Origin of the sequence: Streptomyces scabiei 87.22 (assembly GCF_000091305.1) — a bacterium.
In the GTDB taxonomy this organism is placed as follows: Bacteria; Actinomycetota; Actinomycetes; order Streptomycetales; family Streptomycetaceae; genus Streptomyces; species Streptomyces scabiei.
Genome location: NC_013929.1, coordinates 3,716,144 through 3,740,151, shown reverse-complemented (window position 1 = coordinate 3,740,151; position 24,008 = coordinate 3,716,144). Strand labels below are relative to the sequence as shown.

The following is a 24,008-nucleotide window of genomic DNA, read 5'->3' as shown; positions in this document are numbered from 1 at the left end:
TGCTCGAAAAGCAGGGAGTTCGGAAATCATCGGTCCTGGGGGTGAGGAGGGTGGGGGCCGGGTTCGGCGGCGAGGCGGGCGATGCGGTCGCTGATGAGCGCGGGGCGGCGGATGGGCAGCGCGTGCGTGGTGCGGGGGAGGATCTCCATGCGGGCGGCCGGGAGTTGGGCGGCCAGCTGCTTGGTGTGGGCGGCGGGGATGTGCCGGTCGTCCGCGCCGGCCATCAGCAGCAGCCGGTCGCCGAGCTGGTTGAGCATGGTGGCGTCGCGCGGCTGGTAGCGGCGCAGGCACTGCCACAGGTCGGCGAGATCGCGGGTGGGGGTGTGGCGGATGCCGTGGCGGCACGGCGGTGGCCCGTCGGCCGGCCGATCAGGGTGGGGCGCGAGGCTGTAGGGGTGTGTGGTGGGCAGCCGGTGCCGCAGCCGGTCCACGGCCTGGGGCGCGTGGGTGCAGGTCAGGGCGAACAGGCTGCGTCCGGTGGCCATAAGCAGGGCACGCGGGCTGCGGCCGGGCAGCACGCTCGCCCCGCGTGCGGTGGCCGACAGCAGCACCATGCCCCTTACGCGGGCCTGGTGTTGGGGGTGCAGGGCGGTGAGCTCCTGCAGGACGAGGGCGCCCAGGGAATGGCCGGCGAGCACGAGCGGCCCGTCGGGGACGAGGTGGGTCAGGATCTGGTGCAGGTCGTCGGCGAGCTGCCGGATCGTCAGCGGTGCCTGGCCGCGCGGGGTGTGACCGTGCGCGCGCTGGTCGTAGCGCACGACGCTCAGGCCCAGACCGGTCAGATGCCGGGCGTGGACACGCCACAGGTCCGCGGTGACGGACGCGCCGTGCACCAGCACGACCGTCGCGCCGCCGGGACGTGGGTGCACCGGAGTGTCGCGGTAAGCGGACAGACGCGTGCCGTCTGCGGCGGAGACCGACAACACCTGAGTGGCAAAGGGTGGGTTGCGCACAGGTAGGACTCCCAAACGGGGATCAGTAGGGGGCTGCCGTTCGGCGTTCGCGCCGGGGCGGTGGAACCGCCCGTCCGGCACCGCACTGCGCTTGCCGCCGTACTGGGTCGGGCGGATGGCGAGGAGGCGGCCACGAGAGGGCCGGCCAATCAGCCCGTACAGCTGTGGCCTTCGGTAGCTGTGTCGCGCTGGATCCCGGCGGCGGAGATGTTCAGTGGCGCGGGCCCGGCGTGACGGCGGGGGCAGCAACGGCGGGCGGCCGTGCCACAGTGGAGTCGCCGGGGCCGGCCAGGTAGACGGGGCTGACCAGGACGCGGTCCGTCAGGGCGAAGCCGGTTATCGCGTGCGTCCCACGGCGGCCTGCTTGGTCGCAGGAGGCGTCACGGCCGCTGTTCGGGCGGGCATGGTGGCGGGCTTGTGCTGGGCGAGGGCACGCTGGCCTGCGGCGGTGACGTGGAGGCGCTGGCCCTGGTGCAGGGATGTTGTGGTGTCCACCTCGACGAGTCCTCGCTTGATCAGGGCGTTGAGGGTGGCGACGTTCACGGTGGCCCGGTCCTTGTCCATGGCCTTGAGCACGCCGTATCGGCTGATCACGTAACGGGTGCCGCCACTTGCGGACAACCGGGCGAGGACGGCGTACTGGCTGTCCGTGATCTTCGGCACCGGTGTCGTCTGGAACGAGGACGGCGCCGGCCTGGCCCGTGGCCGCGGTCGCGGCGACCGCGTGCTCGGTGAAGCGGATGGTCACGTCGGGCTGGGCATCCGGGCTTGCGCCGTGCTGGCGCGTGGTCCAGGCCAGGCCGACGAGGTCCAGGGTGTGGGCCATGAGCCCGAAGGCCGCGACACCGGCGCGCTCGTGCGCGTCCTCGGCAGCCGCGGGCGGCAGGAGGTAGAGGGTGCGGCCCTGGTGCTCGCGGGCGGTGAATCCCGCGCCGGTCAGGATGCGGGCGGCGTTGCGGAGAGGGCGGTTGAGGACGAGGAAGGTCCATCCGTCGCCGGTCGAGCCGATGAAGATGTCGTGGTGATCGGTGAGGGCCATGGTGGTCCGGAGGGTCGTGGTGCGGTCAGCGTGATTTGGGGGTGTGGCGCAGCGCGGTTAGGCGGCCGTGTCGTAGTCGCCCTGCTGTAATGCGTGCTTGGCTATGGCGCGGGCGGTGATGGCCTTCGACGCACGGTCGGAGGCGGCGGACAGCTCGTCAGCGCCGGGCTCCAGGTACCAGGGACGCAGGTCGAGCATCGCGGCCCGCATGCCGGTGGCGAAGCACAGCGCGGTGCCCTTGGGCAGGGCCCGGATCGCGTCGGGGGGCAGGATCCGCTCCTGCCGCATCGACACGGAGGTCGACTTGCCGGACTCCGAGTGGGAGGTCGAGGTGGTCTCGACATCGTGGTCGCCGATCAGGCGGCTGAGCTTGTCGGCGAAGTCGGGGTCGTCGATACCGGAGCCGATGACCTTCACGGTCGAGGCGGACCACATGGCGTCCATGCCGGCGTCACCCCAGACCTTCTGGCCCTGGCGGTAGGACTGCAGGATCGTGATCGGGATAATCCCGCGCGACCCGAGGTGCGAATACAGATCCGGCAAGTCGCTGATCTTGCACACGTTGGCGGCCTCGTCGAGGATCGCCAGCATGGGCGGGTCGAGCCGTCCGCCGGCGCGTTCGGCCTGGGCGGTCGCGGCGCGCATCACCGAGTCCGCGCACGCCGCGATCAGCGCGGAGGCGCCGCCGCCTCCGTCTTTGCTGAGCAGGAAGAGCGTGTCGGTGGAGGTGACGAACTGCGCCGGCTGGAATTCGGGGACGCCCTTCTGCGGCGTCACCCAGGCCGCGATCTCGGAGTTGAGCAGCGTGGCGGCGTACTGGCGGGCGGTCTCGTAGATGCCGTCGCGGGTCTCGGGCGGCCCCTCCACGGTGCCCTTCAACTGCGCAGCGACGGCGGCGAAACCGTGATCACGGAGGATGTCGAGCGGGGTCCGGTCGGCAGGGAAGGCGAGCCACTGCATGATGTCGGTGATCGGCCGCTCGTCGAGAGCCGCGGCCAAGAGCAGCTGGGACAGGATGTTGCTGCCGGCCTTGGACCAGAAGTCGCCCTGCTGGGACGCATCCACGCTCGCGGCGAGGAAGTGGCCCGCCAGCCGGTTCGCCCCGTCCAGGGTGGTCGCGCCGGCCAGGGGGTTCCACCACATCTCGCGGGCAGCATGGGCGATCTGCTGCGGGTCCATGGTCCACACCTGTCCCGTCTTCGCCCGCGCTTCGTAGGCCGTGGTGAAGGCATCGCCGGCGGCCTTGTTGCTGGTGAGCAGCACCGGGCCCGGGGCGTGCAGGATGGAGGGGATCGCGAGCGAGGTCGTCTTGCCGGACCGGGGCGCCATGATCGCGACGGCGACGTCCTCGAACCCCATGCGCACCTCGTGCCTGGTGCCCTGCAGGTTGCCCAGGAGGATGCCGGTGTCCTTCGCGTCGATGTTCTTGGCGTCCTTCAGACTCGGCCGAAGGGAGCGGGCCTTGTCGGTGATCGCCCTGGCCATCAGGGGCTCGATGTCCCGGGCCTTGGCCATGTCTGCGATCTTCTTTTCCCGGCCGCCGCTGCGGCTCTTGTGCCGGGCCCATACGACGCCGCCCGCCACTGCGAGGGCCAGGAGTAGAAGGACGGGCACGATGCGGGCGCCGATCAGCAGGGACGTTTCTCCCGTACCGGGCCAGACCTGCTCGGGGTGGAGTAGGGCGGCGGTCGGCTGGTACGGCGCCCAGTCGGCTCCGGTGAGGTAGGCGGTGATGTTGCCCGACAGCCAGGCGAAGTGGGCGAAGGGGACGACGACTGCGAGCACGCCGAGGAGGAGGCGCAGAACGAGGTCGTAACCGTCGGTGGAACTGTTCGAGGAGGAGGAAGGGGGCAAGGGCTACGTGCTTCCGGGCGGGGACGTGGGGATCAGCGACTGCGGCCGTTCTTGACCGGCGCAGGCGCCGAGGGCATCGGTGTGGTCGGCGGGACGGTGCGCCGGGCAGCGAGGGTGTGGACGCGTTCTTCCAGCGCCCCGGCTACGAGTTCGGCGAGCACGTCTGTGGTCCGGCGGGTGACGACGTTTGGGTCGTGGGTCGGCCAACTGCGCACGGGGTTCGGCTCGGCTGGCGAGCTGGTGGACCTGCAAGACCGTCGACCACTGCACGCTAGGTAAAGGGCTAGTAATCGCGCTAGGTGGTGTCCTATGGGGAGAGCTAGCCGTCACGCCATGTAGCGCGCTAGCTACCCCGCTCCCCGCCCCCTGTTCGGACGTTTCCCCTCGGGTGTGCAACTCCGCCACGCCGGTGCGCGCGACGGGGGCCGGATCGGCGAGCGCGGCGGTGAACGCGGTGACCAGGCGTGTGGGAGCGTGCTCGCCGAAGCGGGCCTGTCACACGTTCTGATGCAGGCCGGCCGTGACGGTGACGAACCAGGCTCCCGGATCATCCAGCGTTCCCAGGCGCTCGACGTACGTCGCATTGTCGGGCGATATGAGGCCGCTCTCGCCGTACGGTGACCAACCGATCTGCCGCAGCGGTTCGTACGGGTCGCAGGGGGCGCTCGCTGTCGAGGCGGAGTCGGTGACGGCGGCGATGAGTTCGACGGGCGTGCGGGCGCCGAAGCTCGCGTACCAGGCGGGACGGTCCGGTTCCGCAGCGTGGCTCAACGTCCACCACTGTCCGTCGGGATCGGGTTCCAGGCGCAGGAGGGCCTTCTGGTCGGGGCTGGCGAGCAGGACGCGCGGCAGGAGGGGGTCGTTGCCATGACTTCAGCGGCAGGCACGGTAGAGAGGGATGGTGATCCAGGCCGGATCAGCGGCCGGCGAGGTGCCGCGGTGTGATGAAGTCGACCTCGACGGTCTCGGGAGCCGGGGGCATGCTCACTTCCGTGCCGCAGTCCGCCGGAGAGGTGCGGGGAGCGGTATGGGGGCCAGAGGCGAACGGGCCTTGCGGGCAGCGGAGTTGATCTCCCGGAGCGTCTTGCCGTGAGTGGCCCAGTCGTCGAGGTAGCTCCATGATTCGGCGTGATGCTCGGCGAGGGGGTCGTCGAAGTCGGCGGTGCCGGGCCTGGCGGTGGTGGGGAGGGCGTCTTGGGTGGCCAGCCACCGCTCGTGCAGTTCGTCGAGCCGGTCGAGGGCGTCGCGCAGGACGCCCAACTGGTAGACCCAGCGGCTCTGCACCGTGTTCTGCGGCAGTTGGGCCAGCTTTGTTTCGGCGGTGGCCAGCAGGTGACGGGCGCCGTAGCGGAGCGGCTCGAACGCTGTGAGGGTGTCGGCGTCGCGCTGGCTCGCGCGCATGCCGTAGGCGTGGTCGTCGTGGGGCCAGCCGTCGAGGTCGGTGTGCTCGTCGGTGTAGGCGTCCCAGGCGTCGAGGATCTTCTTGCTGTCGTTCAGATAGTCGTCGAGGTGCCGGAGGGAGTCGCGGTGTGCGTGGTGGTCGCTGGAGATGAGGTGGAGTCCTGTCGGTTCAGCGGCGAGCGGTCGGCTGGGCTGCGCCGACGTTCGCCGGGGCCGGGGCCGTCGCGGGTTTCGTCTACTGACGGCGGGTGGAGCGTGCCCGTGCGCGGAGGGAGTCGATACGGGTGGTGTGCGCGTCGACCACCTGCTGCGGGCGCAGCGCACTGGGCGTCTGCACGGCGCTGTAGTGGCCGGTGCGGTCATACATGCCGCGCTGGAGCGGGCTACGGTCGGTCAGTGCGGTGAGGAACGATCCGACCAGACGGGCGGGGGTGCGCTCGTCGAGGTAGGCGTGCCAGATGCTCGGGCCGCGGAACTTTCCGCGGTCGGGCTCACGGGTCTCGACGTGCCAGGACGGCCCGGCGCTGAATTCGCGCAACGAGCGCAGTTCGACGTGACACATGGAGTCCGGTGAATGCGCCGTGCCCTTCGAGGCGCGGTGCCAGCCCGCCACGGTCACCGGCTGCCACGGGTCCGCCTCCTGCGGCGGCGGAGCGATGAGGGCGTCCGTGAAGCCGGCGAGGACCTCGGCGGGCACGAGTTCGCCGAATTCGGCGTACCAGCCGGGCTCGGTGTCGGTGGGCTCCGCCCGCAGCCGCCACCATGCGGAGGTGGCGGACTGCGGGTCGAACTGGAGGCGGTGGCGCAGGTCGGGGCTGTGCAGGACGATCTCGGCACTCAGGGGGTCGGAGACGGCGCTCCATCCGGCGGCGGCCAGACCGTGGGTGACGTGGCGGGCGTCTCCGGGGCCGGCGAGGTGGCGGGGGCTGGTGTCGAACGGGATGCGCCCGGCGTGCTTGTCAGCGTACGCGGCGAGCTGCCGTTCGCTCAGCGGCACCGGCAGTACCCCGGCTCGCTCGTGCCGGCGCTGCCGTACAGGTCGCGGAGGTCGTCCAGGACGTAGTGGAGGGTGTGCTGGTCGGTCTGCTCCCACGCGGCCGTGCGCAACTCGGTGATCAGAAGGTCGATCTGCGCGGTGCGCGGGACGTCCGTGTGGTTGTGAAGGGCACGGGCGAGGGCGCGCAGCGTGTCGGCGAGTTGGACGGGCAGGCCCGTGTACTCGTCGAGGAGAGGCTCGACGAGGGCGAGGGCCTCCACGGGGTCGGGGTTCTCGCGCAGGTAGTCGGTGAGGTCCGACAGCGTTTCGGTCAGTGTGTGGATGGTGTCCGGGGTGAGTGCGGGCATCGGGCTCCTTGGGACGGGGCGTCGGGTCAGCGGCGGGTCCGGGCGCCGTCGGCCGGGGTGTAGGGACGGGCGGTAGTGCGTGGCCGGGTGCTTCGGGCGCTGCCCTGGGCCCAGGTGGCGGCGCGGGCGGCCGTGATCCGGGCCTGCTGCCACGCACCGAGCTGGGAGGGCTTGACGGAGACTGACCAGGTGCGGATCTGCGCGCTGTGCGGTACGCGTCCGCGCGGGCGCATCACGGGATCGGGGCTGGCGAGTTCGGTCGAGAAGGCTTGCATCAGGTGCATCGGGGTGTTGGGCGTGAAGTTGGCCGTCCACCCGTTGCCCTGCTTGTCCTTCGCTCCGGTCCACCACATCGCCGTGCCGTCGGGGCTGTGGTGGTATTGCATCCACGCGGTGCCGTCAGGGCTGGTCGCGGTGTAGTGCTCGCCCTCGAAACGCGTGTGCCAGTTCTGCTCCTCCAACGGTGCCCAGACGTTGGGCGCGTGGGCGGAGCGGGGGCGGGTGAGGGCGTCGGTCAGACCGGCGACGATCTCCACCGGGGTCTGCCGGCCCAGGTGCGCCGTCCACTCGCCCTTGGGGCCGTCCGCTCTGCCGTGAATGGTCCACCCGCCGGGAAGGACGTAGGGGTCGTAGGCGACACGGACGGTGCGGTCGGGGCTCCCCATGAGCAGGGGGCCGTTCGTCTTGGACTTGTCCCGCCATCCCGAGGCGCGCAGGAACGCCGCGACGTGGCGGACGTCGCCGCCGCCGGCGAGGGCCCGGGGCTGGACGAGGTAGTGCTGCTCGGCCTGTTCGCCCGGCCCCCAGCCCTGCCATTGCTTCTTCTTCACCGGTGCCGCCGGATGACGAGCGGTGCGGGTGCCGGGGGCTTCGCCGCACGGGTGGCGGGCTGGGTGCCGGCGTGCTTGAGGGTGTCCTTGTGCTCGTCCAGGTCGAGGGCGATGTCGTACAGCTCGTTCGAGGCGCGGCCCAGAGCGAGCCACACCTCTGCGGGGAGGAATCCCCGCTCGGCCTGGTCCTTGGCGAACACGCTGCCGGTGGCGACGAGTTGGGTGACACCGCCGAGGACTCCGGTCTCTGGGTCGAGAACGCGGGCGATGACCTGCGCGGCCTGGGCGGGGGGTAGTTGAGAGAGGTGATCGGAGAGCTGACCGAGCCGGCGGGTGATCTCGTCGGCCAGTTTCATCGGATGGGGGGCGGGGTGGGACATGCTCCTCCGGGTCAGGGGGACGGTCAGTGGTGGTGGCGGTGGCCGACGCGCAGTGTCTCGGCGAGGACGGTTTCCGGGCGGGTGCTGGCCAGCAGGGAGACGCGGTCCGGGCCGAGCGGTGTGCAGGCGCGCAGGTAGCGGCGGAACAGCGCGGTCGCGAGTCGGGGTTTGAGCCGGTGGCTGATCGGCGGGGGTGTGCGGGCTGCTACGGGTTTCTCCGGGATTGAGTGGTGCGGTGGGCGGCCCCGGAGTGCCGGGGCCGCCCGGGCGGTCTTACGGGGTGCGCCGGGCCGGTGCGGGGTGCGAGGGAGAGCTGCCCGGTGGCGGATGCTGCGTGGAGGGACGGGCGGCACGGGTGCGGGCCTTGTGCACGGCTTGCCGGTAGGCGGCTTCGTCGAAGACGCCGGGCGTGCAGTTGACCTCGTATCCGGCCAGGAGCAGGGCGGGGATGGCGCGGGTCGCCAGGCGCTTCTGCTCGGCGGCATCGAGGTGTTCGGGCACGGTGTGCCAGATGTAGAGCGGCACGCCTGTGGGGTATTCGTGGCGTTCGAGGCCGAGCTGTTCCAGCAGGTCGTGGAGCTGGGCGGGGGCGCCGGTGGGGGTGTCGGCGTGGATGGTGGTCGTCAGGGCCTTGATGTAGATCTCGACGTCCGTGCCGTATTCGTCGGCCAGGTTGGCCATGTCTGTCTCTCCGGGGTCACCGGTGGCGGGAGGCCGAGGGCTGGGCGGTGCTCGGCGGCGGTGTGGGGGCCGCCGGTTGCGAAACCCGGGCGGCGTGGTTGCGGGCGCGGAGGATCACGTGCGCGGCCTGGCTCAGGGAGCTGGCGGTGTCCCCGAGCCGTGCGAGGGGTTCGGGTTCCTCGCCGGGGGAAGTCCCCAGGAGGTCACTGGTGGCGATCCAGGCCCGGACGACCACTTCCCTGGTGAGGGGCAGCAGCCCGTTGACCGGGGCGGCGATCTCGGTCAGCACCTCGGCCGCCTCACTGCTGGTCTTGGCCGCAGAGGCCCGCTCCGCGAGATGGGCGAGGTAGCGCAGGGCCCCGTCACGTTCGCCGTCCGGTGTGGCCAGCATGTTCAGGGCGGGGTCGAGGTGGACGCTGTGACCGGCGGCGAGCAGGGCGTGCGAGGCGGTGGCCGCCTTCAGCCGCTGCTGCTCGACGGGTAGGCCGTGGGGAAGCCGGTGGTAATCACCGCGCGGTCCGGCAGCGGAGAGGAAGCCGCCGGTTCGCTGGAGGATGTCCGCCGCCTTCTCGGTGCCGCCGATGGCGACGACCAGGCTGCTGCGGGGATCCTTGGTGATGGTGATGTACTCCAGCACCCAGAACTCGGGCTCCGTCTGCTTCATCGAGCCCTGGTGGACGGCGCACGACTGCCGGCCGGAGAGGCTGGCATGGAGGCTGGGGCGGAGGTGGGCGCGGTCCGGCCTGCGGGGTGCTGGAGGGCGGTGCCGACGCCGAGCGCGTCCAGCTGCGGGCCGATCTCGCGCAGGGCGCGCGCCTGCGCCCTGGTGTCGTCACCGCTGAGGCGGTAGATGCCGCTCTGCGGGTCCTGGACGAAGCCGTGGGCGACGAGGATCACGCCGGCACGGTCGTCGACGGGTGCGGTGGCGACGCTGCCGTCGGGCTGCCAGGTCAGGACGACCCGGTCCGGCTGGGAGGGCTGGATGCCGCCCAGGGCGTTGTGCCGGACCTGGGCGAGCGCGCTGTCGTAGCGGGCGAGCAGGTCGCCGGCGACCTGCTCGGCGCCCAGGAACGGATCGTCGGCCAGGGCGATGCCGTTGGGCTCGGGGACGGCGCGGTACGCCTCGTCGGGCAGGGCGCGAGGGGCGATGGCGGCGATGAGGAAGCCGTCGCGTGCGTCGTGCCGGTCCAGCAGGACGAGCTGGGCGCCGTCGGGGCGGCTCAGGACGGCTGCCTGATGAAGCGGGCGCTCGGCGAGGGACGCGGCGACCAGGTCCAGGTCCCAGATGCGGTCGGCCAGTTCGGCGAGGTCGTCCTTGGCCTCCGGCGGGAGGTGAGTGCTGGTCCAGGTGTCGGGGAGTTCGCCGATGAGGACGTCGGCGTACGAGGCGAGGCGCTCGGAGGTGTCGTGGTTGTGCATGGTGTCCTTGGGCGAGGTGGGGGTCAGCGGCGCAGTCCGTCGGCTACCGGTGGCGGAGGGGCCGGGAGCGTGCGCGGCGGGGGGCGGGCAGGCGCACACGGCGGAGCGTTCGCGTTCGGTGGTGGGAACCTCCCCGGTGCAGGTGCTGCGGCCGGGGTGCGGGGTGCGCCGGTCGGCGAGGGCGGTGCGGGCGTGGGCGAGGTCGGTGCGGATGATGTGGAGGTGCTCGTGGGCGAGGTAGCGCAGTCGCCGGGCGGTGTAGGGGTCGGCAGCCTGGCCGACCGTCGTGGAAGTCGGCGGTGGCGGTGAGCACTTCCTCCGGTGCGGCGAGGATGCCGTCGTGGGCGGCGGTCAGCTCGGTCAGCGCGTCGGCCGCCTCGTCCGTGGTGGTGGCGTTACGAAGGCGCTCGGCGAGGTGGGCGACGGAGAAGCCCAGCGGCAGGTAACTGGTCGGCTGGGCGTCAGTGTCGAAGTCCGGGGCGCAGTCGACGTGGTATCCGGCTGTCCGGAGGCGGGCGACGGCGTCGGTGGCGAGACGGGACTCGTCGTCTTCGGTGAGGCCGGTGGGGGCGCGGTGGTAGGTCTCGTGGAGGCGGACGACGGCTATGAAACCCGCGCGCTGGAGGATGCTGTGTGCCTCGGAGTCCCGGCCGCGTGCGAGGAGTTCGTCGGAGTGCGGGTCGCGGCGGATGTCCAGGAATCGGTCGGTACGGGGCGAGGAGACGTTTCTTCTACGACGATCGGTGGGCGGTGTGCCGGGCGGCGGGCGGTACGGCGGCGGCCCGAGGCTGGACCAGACGCGCGGCGGCGCTGTCCAGGTCCTGCTGGATGGCATGGAGGCGGCGGGCGATCAGCTCCAGGCGGTGCGCCGTGTCGGTGCCGACCGCGCCGGGCTGGCGGGTGATCCGGTGCGCGGTGTGCTCGACGAGTCCGCGGACCGTGGCCAGCGGACCGACCTGCTCGTCGGCGAGCTGGGTGAGGACGCTCGCGAGCTGGGCCGACGCTGTGGGCGCCGTGCGGATTGCGGGCCGCGCCGTGGGGCCGGAGCGGAGGGGGATCAGGTGGAAGTCCTGCTCGATGCGGCGTGCCTCGTCCGCAAGGCGCCGCAGGATGTCGGCGGGCGGAGCGTGCCATGCCCCGTCGAGGTGGATCAGGTTGGCGATCACATCGATGCGTCCGGACCGGGCCTGAACGGCAATCCACCGGCAGCCGTCCTCCTTGCCGGGAATCTCGATGCCGGCAACGCGGGCGAGCCGGTGGGCGATTTCAGCCCACTCGGGTCCGGTCAGCTCCCGGTCGTCCGAATGAAGCCGGACGTCGATGCGGAGGATCGGCCTTCGGTCGTCGTCCGGGCTGACCGCGAACGGATGCTCCAGGTACGGATCTTCGAGGTGCTCGGCCCACTGGACGGAAGTCCAGGTCCTCTGCTCGTCGTCCGGGGCGAAGTAATCCAGTCCCGGCCAGTGAGCGACGACCGTGTACTCCGGCAGGCCCTCATTCGGCGAGATGGGCCGCCCCAGCGCCTCGGCGAGCGGGTCGTGCGGCGTGTGGGTGCGCTCGTTGAGGTGGGGGATCATCGGCCGCTCCGGATGTCGGCGATGTGCACGAGTTGGTTGAGGGCGGTGGTGGTGTACCAGCCGCAGTCGATCAGCTCGTCACGGCCCGCACACCGCGGCAGGAGCGCGTCTTCCATGGCCCGCAGGTAGATCAGGCAGTCCGGGCAGCGGCGCGAGAGGTGCACGAGGTAGCGGGGGTGGCCGGTGACGTAGGTCTGGGCTCCGCCGGTCGCATCACGCAGCCGCCAGCCGTCCTCGTCGGTCGGGGTGTGCCAGGACGGGGCGACGACGCGCATCGCGTCGCCCCACAGTTCCCCGCTGGCCACCCCTTTCAGGACGACGACGGTGTCGCCAGCTTGGAAGTGCTGGTGCGTGATGTCCCGGGCGGGGGTGAGCGGGTCGGGCGTCGGCGCGAACGCCGAAGTGGGCGGGGGCTGGGACATGAGTTCCTTCCACGCAATCGGTGGCGGCGGTGGGAGGAACAATGGTCCGGAGGAACGCCGGTTTGGCTAACCGGCGTTTCCCGGCTATGTTCCCCTGCCGTCAGCGGAACGGGTTCTCCGTACCGCGGTCGTTCTCGCTTGCAGCGTTGAGGAGTTCGAGCAGGTCAGTGCCTTCGGCGTCGCGCTGGTCGATCCACCATCCGGCGGCGGTGATGGAGCGTGCCTTCTCCTCCAACTCCGCCCAGTCCGCCTCGTCCCAGGTCCCTTCCACGACCAGCTCGGTGTGTGCGGCCGTCATCAGCTGGTGGCGGGAGCGCTCGCCCCACTCCAGGGCCTTGGCCCAGCCTTCCAGCGGCGGCATGTCGAACTGCTTCGCCCACGCGACGGCAGCCTCCTGCTCGGCGGCGCGCTTGGCCGCGAGCCACTCTTCCTTGGATTCGGTGTCGGCGTCGCGGGCGGCCTTCCAGCAGTCGGTGCAGTCACGCTCGGCGAGCCAGCGGGCGAATCCGGCGCGCCGGTCGGCAGGTCGGTCGGACAGGTTGTGTGCCACTTCGTGTCCACAGCTGTGGACAATTTTCCAGGTCGTGCGGACAGCCATATTCGGGGTGATCTCCTTGCGGTGGCGGGCAGTTCAGGGGCTAAGGGCGGGTCTGTGCGGTCGAGCAGACAGATGGTGGTGGCCTGCGTCGTCGCGGAGGGTCGTGCATCAGATGCACGGTTCATGCGGCGGACGGAGGTGGTCTGGAGTGCTTGGCGGTGGTCTCGGGGACGCTTCCGCCTTCTGCGTCGTCTCAGCGTGTCCTGCGGATGGCGTCTGTGGCCGCTGTGGCGATGGCGGCGGGAGCGCTGGAGGGCTGTGGCAGGTGCAGCAAGGTGGTCCCCGGCAAGTGGTGGGACTTCGCGGTGAGGGTGAGCTGGAGTACGGCGCAGCCGGCGGTCGTGAGCTGCTTGACGCGGGTGACGGCAGAAGCGGTTTCGTCGCTGCGGTAGCGGGCGTCGGTGACGATCACGAGGAGGCGGCCGGCGCCGGGGCGGCTGAGTTCGAGGCCGTGGTCGAGTGCGTCGATGGCGTCGCCGAGGTTGTGGTGGCCGCCGGTGGCGTCGAACGTCGTCACGCGCTCTGGTGCTCGGTGGGTGGGCCGGATCAGTGCGGTCAGGTGCCTGTCGTAGGCGATGGTGGCGGTGAGGGAGTCGGGGTCGGTCAGGGCTGCTGCGCGTGCCACGATCCAGGCAGCGGACGCGACGGGCGCGCAGGCGGCACGCATGGAGCCGGAGACGTCGACGGCGATACCCACACGCAGCGGTGGGGTGGGGGTGTTCCGGCGGCGGGTGTGGGTGAACGGTTGTGCGGTGGGGACCGACCCGGCCGCGCGCTGAGCGTCGCGGGCGAGGGCCGCGCGCATGTTGAGGCGGCCGGGCGGGGTGGGGCTGGTGGCCTGTTCCTCGGTCCGCTCGCGGTAGGCGGCGGCACGCAGGGCGCGGCTCAGGCGCGCGGCGGCACGCTGCTCGGCGGCGCTGGGCCTGCGGGTGCCGGTGACCGGGTTGCCGGAGGGCGCCGGTGTGCCGTCGGGGGTGACGGTGGTGCCACGGGCGTTGAAGACCGACTTGGCGGTGGCGGCGGCTTTGCGTCGCCGGCCGGCCCGCTGGGCGCGGTCCTGAGCCTGCGCCTTGGACTGCGCGGCCATGGCGTTGGCCGCTGCGGCCTGTGCCGCGAGGTCGGCGGCGTCGGTGGCTGCCGCGTGGTCCATGACGACCCCCACGGCGCCGGACAGCAGATCGGTGAGGTTCTCCGGCACGGGCAGCGCGGGGGCCGCGGTGTCCAGAGCGTCGCACCATTCTTGACCGTGCGCGAGCATGGTCGTGGCGTCGTGGTCGGCGCACCGGTGGGCTGCGGTCCAGATGCGGGTGAGGGTGGCCAGAAGATTTGCGCCCAGCACCTTTTCGCACAGATCGGCGACGGCCCGGGTCTCGCCGGCGTCCAGGATGCCGACGTCACGGCGGCCCAGGACCAGGGCCGCCACACCGGCGGCGTGCTCGATGCCCTGGAGGGTGGGGTGGGCGATGTCGGGCATGACCAGGGTTCGGGCACTGGTGCGCAGGTACGTGCGGTCCGTGGGCCGCGTGATCAGGTGTGCGCCTTCGACGCGGCTCTCCTCCAGCAGGAGCGCGGCCTCGACGACACGGGGGCTCGCTCCGGCAGGCGCCGTCCAGACGGAGTGGGCCGCGTGCGCGGCCTCGTGGACGAACACTCCCCAGGCGGCGGGATACCGCTCCTCGTCGCCCACGATCCGCGGATGGATCTCGTGGGGCTTGAGCGGGGCGAACAGGCCGGCGTCGAACTCGACCTCGCCCAGAGTGGGGAAGAACGCGGCCGGTGCGCCGCTGCGCGTGCCGGGGCGGCAGGTGACGAGGAGGTCCTGGCGGCCGGAGAGGTCGACCAGCCGGTCGCCGAGTTCGGCTCCCACCCGCAGCCACGCGGCCGGGGAGGAACGGGGCTTTGCGGGCGGGGCGCCGTCGTCGTCCCAGCGCGCGAGGGCGGCGTCGTCGTCCCGGGTGGTGGCGGGGGACTGGACGTGGTGGTGGGCGCTCATCGCGAGCGGCCCCGGTGTGCGGAGCCGGTGCTGACCGGGGGCTGCCGGGCGGCCGAGGCGGGGAGCTGCTTGCCGAGGGTGAGGGGCGCGATCTTCTTGACGCCGACAGCCTTCATGACGGCGTCGGCGACGGCGTCGCGATCCTCCACAGGAGCGATGCCGACCAGGTTCGCGAGCGCGGCCTTGGTGCCGAGGACGGCCTCGGTCTTCTGGTAGCTGAGCAGTTCCCGCAGTTGCGGGGCCCAGCCCAGCTCGCCGAGTTCGACCTGACGGGCGAGGTTCCGGGCGACCCGGACCACCCGGGCATCGATCCTCAAGGCCAGGGCGAGGTCATAGTCCGTGCCGATCTGGATCTGCACGCTGAACCGGGACGCGAGCGCCTCCGTCAGCACCGCGCCGTGTACGCCCGGATTGTGGCCCGCCACCACGTAGAAGCCCGGCTCGGCCTTGATGGTCTCGCCCTTGTGGGCCTTGACCTGGATCTGCCTGCGCCCGTCCATCGCGGGATACAGCGCCGCCAGGACTTTCGGCGAGATCAGGGTGGCATCGTCGATCAGCAGGGCACGGCCCTCGGTCATCGCGGTGACCAGCGGACCGTACTGGAAAACGTAACCCCCGCCGTCGGCCTGCGTGTACTCGCCGATCAAGTCGCCGACCGTGGTGTCGCCGTCGCCGGCGACGGTGAGCAGGTCCGGGAACGCCGCCTCCACCAGCGATGTCTTGCCGGTGCCCGGAGGGCCGTAGAGCAGCACCGGCACGTCGGCGTCGCGCAAGCGATTCAACGCCTCGACGTCGGGCAGATCGGCCAGCTCACGGGGGTGGTAGAGCTGACCCCCCGCGCGGCGGATCGGGCCGGTCTGCTTCGGAGCGGCTGCTGCGGTAATGGTCGTGCGGGCGGTGGTCGTCTGGGTGCGGGGAGCGTGGGTGCCCGGTGGGCTGATCACAGCGGTCTGCGCGGCTGCGGCGGTCTTCGCGTTCGCGCGGAACTCCGGTTGTCCGGTTCCGCCTTGGTCGGCCTCGCCGCGTCGCACCAGAGTGAGGGCGGCGTTGCGGACGGCGCCGTGGGAATGGCCCAGCTGCCTGGCCATGTCCCCGATGGTGAGTGCGTCCGCCGGACGGTCGGCCAGCAGCCGGGCCACCTTGGCCCGCAGTTCGCCACCCTTGGTGCGCGCTGGACTGGTAGGCGTTCCGGGTGTGGTCAAAAATGAGGCCCCTTCAACAGGTGCGGGTGCGGGCGGGGTTGGCGATGCGCTGGAGAGGCCGGCCGTTCTCGGAGCGGATCACGGACTGTGCTGACATCGGCGACCGGGCCGACCGGGGGCGTAGCGTCGGCGCTCACCGGCCGACCGAGGGCTCGGTCCAGGTGCAGGAGATGGCTGGCGACGAGCAGCTCGCCGGCTGCCGAGCAGGCCCGTGCGTCCGCTCCGTACCGGGTTCCGTCGCTCGGCAGGCGCAGCCTGGCGTCTCTTCGAAGCCGTCCTGGAGCAGGATCCGCCGGGCGGCGGCGTTGTAGCCGGTGGTGGTGATCTCGCCGGTGATGGTGTGCCGGATCGGCGTGAACGGCTCTGCTGGTGCTTCGGGCAAGGCGGATCTCCTATCGGTGGCGGGCTGGCGGGCTGGCGTGCTGGTGCGGGGCGGCGGAGTGGGGGGGTGTGGTGTCCACGGCGGGGCGCGGGCGGATGCGCAGCACGGGGGTGCGGTGCGGAGGCAGGACGGCGACGGTCGCGCCGAGGTCCTCGGCAGCCTCTTCGACTTCGCGGGTGAGGAACTCGATCTGCCGGCCCAGCGCCGCAAGGCGGGCGGCGATCTGGCGGCCTTGCACGCTCTCCAGCGCGCCGGCGAACTGGCCACTCGTTTCGAGGAGTTCCCGGAGACGGACCATCGGCCCCGAGATGTAGCCGCGCTGGACGGCGCCGAGGAGAGCTTCGGAGGCGTCCCCCGCGGCCTGGCCTTCGACCACGTCGCGGATGAGTTCCTGCAGCGACACCTCCGGGGCGGGCGCCGGGCGGTTGAACCGGGAGACGTCCGCGCGCAGCACACCGGGCGGGACCGGGGCAGGCAGTGCTTTCCCTGCCTCGCATTCGTGGGCGTAGTGCCCGATCACCTGCCAGCCCGGTGCGTCCGGGTCACCTCGTAGCGCGACCAGCGTCGAGTCGTCGTTCTCGACGAGGTGGGCGAGGGGGATCGGCTGCCCGTCGGCGGCGTACCACGACTCGGTCCGCTCTAGCTCGCCTCGCTGCTGAGCGGCCTGGGCCATCTCCGTCCACATCTGCTGTTCCTCGTCGGTCAGCGGGGCCTTGTGGCGGTGGTGCTTGTGCTGGTCGGCAAGGTTGCTGGCGATGGAGCTGTGTTCGGCCCAGGCGGTGAGGTGTGGCCACAGGGCCGAATGCCGCGCGAGTTCGGCCGGGGAGCCGGGGATATCCGGCTGGTCGAGGGCCCGGCGGATCTCGGCGGCGGAGGCGGCCAGGGCGTCCAGCACGGCCCGCCACCCGGCCAGGTGCCGGGCCGGTGGCAGTTCGTCGAGCGCACGCCGGGCGGCATCGAGCAGAGCATCGGCGTGCGGGGCGAGTTGGGTGGTGTACGCCTCCACCGCAGCCCTGTTGCGTCGGACTCGCGCGGCTGCCGCAGCGTCTGCGTGGACGGTGCGACCGTAGCGGTCGCATGTCATGTCGAGCGCGGCCTCGCTTTCGCGGTCGATGACCGCCATCCGCAGCCGGAAGTTGCGTGCACTGTCCGTGAGTTCCGGTGTCACCGGGACGGAGCCCTCTGGGGTCGGATTGCTCGCGGGCGTCATCGGGACCGTCCGCTGCCCGAGGCCGTCAGGTGGACGGTCGGTGCGTAGGTGGGCTTCGGTGGGATCGGTCGGGCCGAGGGCGGGGAAGTGGTGGGCGGTGTGGCGCGCTGCGTCGTTCGGCTGGCTGCTGCTTGGGCGAGACGGCTGCGGCGCTCCTGGAGCCCGTTCGGCCGGTCCGGGCGTGGTGGGTCGGCGGAGAGGGACGGGTCGGGGTGAATGTCGGCCTGCACGCTGTAGCCGAGGCTGCGCAGGTCGTGGACGGCTTGGCGGGTACGGCGCAGCCCATCGCGTTCCGGCTCGGTGAGCCGGTACAGGCCCGGCGAAAAGGGGACGGGCTCGAACTGCTCGCGGACGAGGAACCACTCGGCCAGGTGAGGGGTGAAGCTCGGTGCGGCGGTGGCGACGAAACCGTGTTCGGGATGGGCACGGAAGCGGAAGTGGTCGGACAGAGAAGGATTCCTTCTTTCTGCTGGTCAGCGGCGAGGGGACGGCGGACGGGTCGTGGTACGCCGGGCTGGTCTCAAGGGGGCGGTCCGCCGGGGGAGGGCTGGGCGAACGTCGGGGCTGGGCATGCTGTCGCTTCCGTCGTCCCGTTTGGTGAAGGCCGGCCTAGTCCAAGGCGGTGTTGGCCCACTGGTGCTGCTCGCCGTGGGCGATGGCGGCCAGGGCGGCGGCGCGGCTGTAGGCGAGCTGGATCTCGGCAAGAGGGTTCGGCAGCGTCCCGTGGTCTGCGGGTGTCGTTCAGCGGCGGTTCGGCTGCCGTGACTGGGCGGCGGGAGCTGGCTGGGTCCGTGGGCTGGTCGTGCGCGGTGTGGACGGCCCAGGCGGTGCCGGGGTGGAGGTCGGGCGCAGGGCAGCGGCGGTGTGGTGCAGGCGTGCGCGGGCCGCGACGTACTTCTCGGCCGTCATGATCCGCAGGACGTCGGGGTCGTTGCGCAGAGGCGAGTGGGTGAGATCCTCCACGGCCTCGCGCTGGAAGCCGGTCGTGGCGTAGGTCAGGGCTCCGGCGACGGCCCGGGCGAGCTGGACCAGGGTGACGCGTTCGGGCGGGTAGACCGTCTGCGGTGTGGTGAACCGTTCCTGCGCGTGTTCGATGGTGTGCTGCAGATGGTGGGCCAGCACGCCGATGTCGTCGGTGAGCGTGACCAGGTCGACGGCGTCGGGGCTGGTGGGGAATGAGGCGGCCAGTTCCTCCAGGCGCCTGGCTAGATGGTCGAATGTGGCCGGAGTGACGGAGGAAGACATCAGATCACCCCGGCCGCAGCGCTCGTCTTGTAGGTTCCGCTTTTCCGTGAGCATCCGCCGTCCAGCCACCTGGGGCGTTGACTGTGGTGAGCATTCTTGGCCGTGGGGCTGGTCGCCCGATCATGAGCACTCGCCTCTGCGATCGATGCTTGGGTGGCGGCGGTGGATAACGGGCATTGCCCTTTGCGGGCAGGCTCGTGGCCGTGGGTGGGGAGGGATTGGGCTGCTCCTTCGAGGGTCGGCTTCGCTGGCCGTGCGCGTGCTGGGGCCGCTGAGACTTGCGGCTGGAGGGGAGCTTCAAGTGTCGTGACGATCGCCGGTTGGGGTAACCGGCGATCGTCGGCTATGTTGCGCCGTGATCGAGGCCCAGGCTTCTCGTAGGCGGATGGTTCAATCCCGCCTGGCGGTCATGAATGGGAGAATCGTTCCATGCCGGATCTCTTGCCTTCAGACGACTCGGACGCCGGGACCTCCGCTCTCGACACCAGCGTCATCCCGCTCGGTGAGCGCGCCCTACGGGGCGTTCTTGAGCACGTAGTCGCTGTCGGCGACGAGGCCGAGGCGACCTACCTCGAGGTCAAGAGCTCACTCGACATGAACAGCAAGGCGACCGCGGCCAAGATCGCAAAGTTCCTCCTGGGCGCAGCGAACCGGCGTCCGGGGGAGGCGGCCCGACACTTCCACGGCTACGCGGTCCTGGTCATCGGCGTACAGAAGAACAGCGCTCCCGGAGTACCGCGCGGAACCGAGGCCCACGAGCTCGAGGACCGGCTCCGCCCCTACCTCGGGCCCCTGTTCCCGGCGTTCGAGTTCGGTCGGATTGGCATCGACTCCGACCACGAGGTCCTGTTCGTCATCGCCCAGCCGCCGGAGGATGGCCAGACGATCTTCCCGTGTCACAAGAGCTATCAGGGTGAGGACCGCCGCGACAACATCGAGGACGGCGCGATCTACGTGCGAGGCGCCAGCAACACGCGGCCCGCACGCTCCGGAGAGGTCCTCGCCCTCGTCGAGCGCGTCCGCCGGGGCGGGAAGCCACCGATTGACCTCGAGGTGCAACTGCTCGGCCCCATCTGCAGGGTCGACCGCGTGGACGAGATCCTGGAGAGCCTGCGCCGCTACGAAGAAGAGCAGTTCACCAAGCAGCTGACACCGGCTGAAGACATTATCGCCTCGACGCCGTTCATATTGCCGTCGAGCGTCTTCGGCAGCCCGAAGCCGCTGTCGACGGAGGACCGGGAACAGGCGCTCGCCGCATGGCAGTGCAAGAAGGCCGAGCACATCGCCAAGGGTCGGGAGCACCTCCTAGGCGTCGGGATGCCGGGTGCCGGTGTCCAGGTGGTCAGTCGCGATCGTTTCGTGGCCAAGCCGCGACTGATTCTGACGTTCCATAACTGCGAGGTGCTGGATTACCTAGACCCGGACGACGCCGACTTTGAGAAAGCCGTCGAACCAGTGCTGGGGCCGCACGAGCCGTTCCTGCCGAGCTTCGACCACTCGGCTATCCGACCCCTCCCTCGGGGCTATCCCGTGACCTGGAGCACCCATGGCGAGGACGCCGTAGTTGTGCTCACTCCGGAGTCGTTCCGTCCGAACGTGCCTTGGACGAGCGACCAAGACGACTACGTCATCATCGCGAAGGATCGTCATGCCAGTTCGGTGGAGGTCTCGTGGGAACTTACCGAGGACGGCAACGACGCGGTGACCAGCGGTGAGTTCCGGGTGCCCACCGAGCCCCTCGTCGACGCGGCCGACCTGTTCAAGTCGGTCTTCCTCAGTACGGACGAAGACCTCTGATAATGATCTTGAGGTGGGGCGTGGTGACCTGACTGATGTGGCGTGGGAACGCGTAACGCCCCTGCTGCCAGGTGTTGATGGTCATAGGCGGCCGTGGTGTGATCATCAGCATGTGATCAACGGGGTGTCGTGGCGTTAGGCCCTGAGGCGTCCCTGTGCGGCTGCCGGGTGGATAGGGTTCCGGGTCCGAGTGCTGCCGCGAGCCTGGAGGACCCTGTGCGGTTCATCGTTCAATCCGACCGACGTTTCCCCTCCGACGCCGGCCCCCGCGCCGCCATCCTCCTCCCTGACAACTGGGACGACTTTGGCTTCAGAACCAGCTACGACCTGTGGTTCCGCCGTACCGATGACACCAAGCCGATCGAGATTGGCCGTGTCAAGATCGCTCTGGTCGAGCAGGAACCCGGACCGAGCCCTCTGCCACTTGGCGACTTCGCCGACGGGCTGCCGGCCGGCCTTGGCGAATGGATTTCGCTCGGCCAGGACGTCCAGTACTACGAAAGGATCGCCGAGCTCAAACAGCAGGGGCGAGAGATCCTCCGAGGCTTGGGCGACATCACCGCGCTGGAGAGCCCCGAACTCGCAGAAGAGAAACTGAACGCGCTGGCAACGTCGAGTCCGGTCGTCGGCAACTCCTTTATGCGAAACCTCTCCACAAAAACAGTTCTCCGCCAGTACCGTCGCATCACCGCCGGAGGGCCCAGGCTCGCCCGCTATAAGTTCAACTACCACTCTCCCCAAGCGGACACCGAGATCTCGGCACGCCCCCCGCTGGAGTTCGAAGTCCGGCCCAACTCCGTTCCCTACAGCAACATCCACGTGCTCATCGGGCGCAACGGGGTCGGGAAGACCACACTCCTGCGCTCCTTGGCCACAGCCGCAGTGCGCCCCTTCGACCTTCCCGAAACCGCCGGCAAAATCACTTACATCGAGGAAACCGGCTTCGCGAACGTTCTGCTCGTCACCTTCAGCGCGTTCGACCCCTTTGCCAGCATCACCCCGTCCCATACCAGGACCAGCTACACGCACGTCGGCCTCACCACGCATGTACCTGACGGTGAAACCAGCGACAGCCACCCCACCCGTTTGAAGGGACGGGAGGAACTGGCCGAGGAATTCCTCGATAGCATCAGGTCAATCGCGACCTCCGGACACCAGGACCGGTGGATTAAATCCCTGCTCACCCTTGCCAGCGATCCCCAGTTTGACGCCGCCGTCCTCATCGGCGGCGACTTCATCGGTGATCGCATCAGCCCTAGGCTGATCGAAGGCATCACACATGGAGACGAGCCTGCGAACGGCGCAGGACGCTCGTGGCGCGACATCTTCATGAGTCTTAGTTCCGGACACGCCATCGTGCTGCTCACCCTCACTCGGCTTGTGGACCTCGTTGGGGAGCAGACGCTCGTGCTGTTCGATGAGCCCGAGGCGCATCTCCATCCCCCGCTGCTGTCTTCTTTCGTCCGCGCGCTGTCCGAGCTTCTGGCGGAGCGCAACGGTGTCGCCATCATTGCGACGCACTCGCCTGTCGTGCTCCAGGAAGTCCCGAGGTCCTGCGTCTACAAGATCAGTCGCTCTCGCGGGCGCGCGCGGCGTCCCAGGATCGAAACCTATGGGGAGAACGTCGGAGTACTCACCCACGAGATCTTCGGTCTCGAAGTGATGAAGTCCGGATTCTACGCCGAGATCGAGAAGGCGGTCGCCCGGTTCGACACCTATGAGGGCGTTCTCGGTCACTTTGGGAATCAGCTGGGCGACGAGGCCAAGGGCTTGGTGCACATCCTGTTCGCGGACAAGAGGGCGGAGGAGCGCTGATGTGGCCCTCGGATCCGGTGACACTCAGCGCCAGAGTCAGCTGGGAGATCTGCACTGGCGGGTCCCGCGACACGCAGAAGAATGACGGCCTGGGGACCAAGCTCCGCGCGGCCGCGAAAATCGCGGAGAAAGCCGCCGACATCTATAGGGCCGCCGCCCTGTCACGTACCCTGCACACCCTCAAGTCACAGGACTTCCAAGTCGCAGGCATACCCGGCACTACGGTGTCCGACATCGTCTACGACAGCGGCATGGTCAGTGGCGCCGGCCGCGAAATCTACGACGAGGTTATGGACGGCCGCGACGAAGACCTGTGCCCGATGTGCCGACACACCGAAGTATCCGAGCTCGATCACGTCCTGCCCAAGAAGGCATTCCCTGCCCTGTGTGTCGCCCCCGACAACCTCGTAGGGACCTGTGACTACTGCAACTCCAAGAAGAGCGACATCACCACGGAAGTCGCCAGAAAAGTACTGCTGCACCCAAACTTTGAGAACGTTTCCATGGAGCGCTGGCTGAAGGCCGAGGTTACCCCCGGGAGCCCGGGAGTCCTCAGGTACTTCGTGGCCGCACCGCCCCACTGGGATGCCATGCTCGCCGACCGCGTCCGCCATCAGTTCGGCTTCCTGGACCTGGCCACGCGCTACAGCAGCAAGGCCAACCACACCCTCGGCGGGATGCGCCAGCACTTCGCGAAGCAGCTAGAGAAGAACCGTGCATCTGGCCTGCGGATCTATCTGGAGGACCTGGCCTCAAGCCACCGCGCCGATGACCTCAACGGGTGGGCGGGCGTGGCGTACAGCGCGTGGGCCGCCGACGACGCCTTCTGCCAAGGATCCTTTAAAGCCGAACCGGCCCCCCGGGCCGAAGTCAGCGAGCACGGCATGGAGAATTTCAAGATCACATGGATGCAGGATGGTCTCCGCCGCGAGTCCGTAGTCCGCTACAGCGCGAAGGCCGCTGGAGACTACGCCAGCTACAAGCGGGCCGAAGAGGGCGTCAGCGACGTCCGGATCATCCGGTCCAGGTAGCTTCCCCGCCTTGGCCTGCAACTCGTGTCGAGGTGATGCCGAGCGTGGCGCGAGCTGGGACGCAGCTGGTGAGGACGCCACGAATGGGTGACACAGAGGGATGTTGTGTACGTTAGGCGAGGCTGGTCGAGGCCAACCAGAATGAGCTTCATGGCCCAGTGCGTGTATGCGACAACGTCCGTTTCCTCAAAAGGTAGTTAAGCGACATGACCTGCGAGGGACACGGAAAGTGCCGGGATAAGCGATGTAGTCCTCGCCCTGGACCGGGCCGCCCATCGGTGCCGCGCGCACGATGTCGGTGCGGGCAAGAAGGGTGGTCGGCCCGATGGAGATGGCGTCGGACGGGGATTTCCAGTACGTCCACACATCGTCGGCCTCGTGCCGCCCGGGCGGCGGCGGGCAGCACCACAGTGTTGTCGTTCCGTCCGGGTGCAGGTCCTCGCTCCATCCCGCACACCAGCCGACCCCCGTCGATTCCAGGATGTTCAGCCGTACGGACATGGCGTAGTCGGTGAACTCGTCATCGTCGTCTGCCCAGTTGGTGTACCGGGTGCGGACATGGGCGAGGGCCAGGTTCCGGGCGCAGGCGGCGCCGACCGGGCGGGGCAGAGCGAGCGTGCGGACGCGAGAGTCCTGCGCGAGCGGGTCGGGCAGGCGGTCCGGCGAGGCGCCGTCGAGCGCGATCACGGCCTCCCACGGCACGGACTGCCGGGTGAGGCTGGCGTGCATGGCGGTCAGGTAGTCGAGCCGGTCTTCGCGCAGGCGGCTGGCGATGACGACGGTGATCAGGGGCGGGGTGTGCGAGGGCAGGGGGAGGCTCCGGGAAGACGGCAGT

General features: G+C 70.0%; 26 protein-coding genes and 2 pseudogenes. 5 read left to right on the top strand and 23 right to left on the bottom strand.

Translation table 11 applies throughout. The features are described from left to right. Nucleotides 1-26: 26 nt before the first annotated feature. Entirely contained in the window at nt 27-869 is an 843-nt protein-coding gene (locus SCAB_RS43755; RefSeq protein ID WP_231885024.1) for an alpha/beta fold hydrolase, read from the bottom strand. Nucleotides 870-1,289: 420 nt separating this feature from the next. Then, nucleotides 1,290-1,616, bottom strand: coding sequence for a helix-turn-helix domain-containing protein (locus SCAB_RS47305; protein ID WP_013001069.1), 327 nt, complete (start codon nt 1,614-1,616; stop codon nt 1,290-1,292). On the opposite strand from SCAB_RS47305, the gene SCAB_RS47300 reads away from it, so the two are divergent. Next, on the top strand, nt 1,603-2,082 hold the full coding sequence (locus tag SCAB_RS47300) for a hypothetical protein (protein WP_158512237.1): 480 nt from the start codon (nt 1,603-1,605) through the stop codon (nt 2,080-2,082). The genes SCAB_RS47305 and SCAB_RS47300 overlap by 14 nt on opposite strands. Here the strand turns inward: SCAB_RS47300 and SCAB_RS15705 are convergent. The 20 genes from SCAB_RS15705 to SCAB_RS15615 form a co-directional block, all read right to left on the bottom strand. Continuing rightward, a complete protein-coding gene (locus tag SCAB_RS15705) occupies nt 2,050-3,846 on the bottom strand; it encodes a type IV secretory system conjugative DNA transfer family protein (RefSeq protein WP_013001068.1) in 1,797 nt (598 codons plus the stop codon). The genes SCAB_RS47300 and SCAB_RS15705 overlap by 33 nt on opposite strands. Before the next feature lie 3 nt (nt 3,847-3,849). Beyond that, nucleotides 3,850-4,308 carry a hypothetical protein gene (locus tag SCAB_RS49270; RefSeq protein WP_308057809.1) on the bottom strand — a complete coding sequence of 153 codons (459 nt, stop codon included), beginning with the start codon at nt 4,306-4,308 and terminating at the stop codon, nt 3,850-3,852. A 33-nt stretch (nt 4,309-4,341) separates the two neighbouring features. Further along, nucleotides 4,342-4,617, bottom strand: coding sequence for a DUF317 domain-containing protein (locus SCAB_RS49265; RefSeq protein ID WP_013001066.1), 276 nt, complete (start codon nt 4,615-4,617; stop codon nt 4,342-4,344). Between the two features lie 213 nt (nt 4,618-4,830). Further along, nucleotides 4,831-5,247, bottom strand: a complete 417-nt coding sequence (locus tag SCAB_RS15695; RefSeq protein ID WP_013001065.1) for a hypothetical protein — start codon at nt 5,245-5,247, stop codon at nt 4,831-4,833. A gap of 235 nt (nt 5,248-5,482) precedes the next feature. Then, complete coding sequence (locus tag SCAB_RS15690) at nt 5,483-6,244, bottom strand: DUF317 domain-containing protein (protein WP_013001064.1); 762 nt, start codon at nt 6,242-6,244, stop codon at nt 5,483-5,485. After that, entirely contained in the window at nt 6,235-6,591 is a 357-nt protein-coding gene (locus SCAB_RS15685) for a hypothetical protein (protein ID WP_013001063.1), read from the bottom strand. The genes SCAB_RS15690 and SCAB_RS15685 overlap by 10 nt, the downstream gene beginning before the upstream one ends. A 26-nt stretch (nt 6,592-6,617) precedes the next feature. Further along, the gene (locus SCAB_RS15680) at nt 6,618-7,421 is read right to left on the bottom strand and encodes a DUF317 domain-containing protein (protein WP_013001062.1); all 804 of its coding nucleotides are present in this window, start codon (nt 7,419-7,421) and stop codon (nt 6,618-6,620) included. Beyond that, nucleotides 7,418-7,801 carry a hypothetical protein gene (locus SCAB_RS15675; RefSeq protein WP_037729850.1) on the bottom strand — a complete coding sequence of 128 codons (384 nt, stop codon included), beginning with the start codon at nt 7,799-7,801 and terminating at the stop codon, nt 7,418-7,420. The genes SCAB_RS15680 and SCAB_RS15675 overlap by 4 nt, the downstream gene beginning before the upstream one ends. A gap of 273 nt (nt 7,802-8,074) precedes the next feature. After that, nucleotides 8,075-8,482 carry a hypothetical protein gene (locus SCAB_RS15670; protein ID WP_013001060.1) on the bottom strand — a complete coding sequence of 136 codons (408 nt, stop codon included), beginning with the start codon at nt 8,480-8,482 and terminating at the stop codon, nt 8,075-8,077. Between the two features lie 16 nt (nt 8,483-8,498). Continuing rightward, nucleotides 8,499-9,146: a hypothetical protein gene (locus SCAB_RS15665; protein ID WP_013001059.1), complete on the bottom strand. Its 648-nt coding sequence runs from the start codon at nt 9,144-9,146 to the stop codon at nt 8,499-8,501. Continuing rightward, the gene (locus SCAB_RS15660; RefSeq protein WP_037729849.1) at nt 9,143-9,901 is read right to left on the bottom strand and encodes a hypothetical protein; all 759 of its coding nucleotides are present in this window, start codon (nt 9,899-9,901) and stop codon (nt 9,143-9,145) included. Before SCAB_RS15660 ends, SCAB_RS15665 begins: the two co-directional genes overlap by 4 nt. 731 nt (nt 9,902-10,632) lie before the next feature. Next, nucleotides 10,633-11,478 (bottom strand): hypothetical protein, encoded by an 846-nt coding sequence (locus SCAB_RS15650; RefSeq protein WP_013001057.1) that lies wholly within the window; start codon nt 11,476-11,478, stop codon nt 10,633-10,635. Continuing rightward, nucleotides 11,475-11,900, bottom strand: coding sequence for a hypothetical protein (locus SCAB_RS15645; protein WP_013001056.1), 426 nt, complete (start codon nt 11,898-11,900; stop codon nt 11,475-11,477). Before SCAB_RS15645 ends, SCAB_RS15650 begins: the two co-directional genes overlap by 4 nt. Before the next feature lie 100 nt (nt 11,901-12,000). Then, entirely contained in the window at nt 12,001-12,498 is a 498-nt protein-coding gene (locus tag SCAB_RS15640; protein ID WP_173402879.1) for a hypothetical protein, read from the bottom strand. A gap of 193 nt (nt 12,499-12,691) precedes the next feature. Beyond that, a complete protein-coding gene (locus SCAB_RS15635) occupies nt 12,692-14,491 on the bottom strand; it encodes a hypothetical protein (RefSeq protein WP_013001054.1) in 1,800 nt (599 codons plus the stop codon). Continuing rightward, on the bottom strand, nt 14,488-15,630 hold the full coding sequence (locus SCAB_RS15630) for an AAA family ATPase (RefSeq protein WP_013001053.1): 1,143 nt from the start codon (nt 15,628-15,630) through the stop codon (nt 14,488-14,490). Before SCAB_RS15630 ends, SCAB_RS15635 begins: the two co-directional genes overlap by 4 nt. A gap of 196 nt (nt 15,631-15,826) precedes the next feature. Next, complete coding sequence (locus SCAB_RS44875) at nt 15,827-16,075, bottom strand: hypothetical protein (protein ID WP_060878356.1); 249 nt, start codon at nt 16,073-16,075, stop codon at nt 15,827-15,829. Nucleotides 16,076-16,085: 10 nt separating this feature from the next. Then, nucleotides 16,086-17,243 (bottom strand): hypothetical protein, encoded by a 1,158-nt coding sequence (locus SCAB_RS15620; protein ID WP_374195894.1) that lies wholly within the window; start codon nt 17,241-17,243, stop codon nt 16,086-16,088. 38 nt (nt 17,244-17,281) lie between these two features. Next, complete coding sequence (locus SCAB_RS48470; RefSeq protein ID WP_078580116.1) at nt 17,282-17,734, bottom strand: hypothetical protein; 453 nt, start codon at nt 17,732-17,734, stop codon at nt 17,282-17,284. Nucleotides 17,735-18,026: 292 nt separating this feature from the next. Continuing rightward, the gene (locus SCAB_RS15615) at nt 18,027-18,530 is read right to left on the bottom strand and encodes a hypothetical protein (RefSeq protein WP_013001051.1); all 504 of its coding nucleotides are present in this window, start codon (nt 18,528-18,530) and stop codon (nt 18,027-18,029) included. A 429-nt stretch (nt 18,531-18,959) separates the two neighbouring features. Between SCAB_RS15615 and SCAB_RS15610 the strand changes: the two genes are divergently transcribed. The 4 genes and pseudogenes from SCAB_RS15610 (at nt 18,960) to SCAB_RS15600 (ending at nt 23,173) form a co-directional block, all read left to right on the top strand. Continuing rightward, complete coding sequence (locus SCAB_RS15610) at nt 18,960-20,327, top strand: hypothetical protein (RefSeq protein ID WP_013001050.1); 1,368 nt, start codon at nt 18,960-18,962, stop codon at nt 20,325-20,327. 13 nt (nt 20,328-20,340) lie between these two features. Further along, a pseudogene (locus SCAB_RS47755) lies at nt 20,341-20,463 on the top strand (transposase); the annotation flags it as partial. An 80-nt stretch (nt 20,464-20,543) separates the two neighbouring features. After that, entirely contained in the window at nt 20,544-22,142 is a 1,599-nt protein-coding gene (locus SCAB_RS15605) for an AAA family ATPase (RefSeq protein WP_013001049.1), read from the top strand. Further along, nucleotides 22,142-23,173, top strand: coding sequence for an HNH endonuclease (locus SCAB_RS15600; RefSeq protein ID WP_013001048.1), 1,032 nt, complete (start codon nt 22,142-22,144; stop codon nt 23,171-23,173). The genes SCAB_RS15605 and SCAB_RS15600 overlap by 1 nt, the downstream gene beginning before the upstream one ends. 231 nt (nt 23,174-23,404) lie before the next feature. On the opposite strand, the pseudogene SCAB_RS15595 reads toward SCAB_RS15600, so the two are convergent. Beyond that, a pseudogene (locus tag SCAB_RS15595) lies at nt 23,405-23,962 on the bottom strand (glycosyltransferase family 2 protein); the annotation flags it as partial. Nucleotides 23,963-24,008 lie beyond the last annotated feature (46 nt).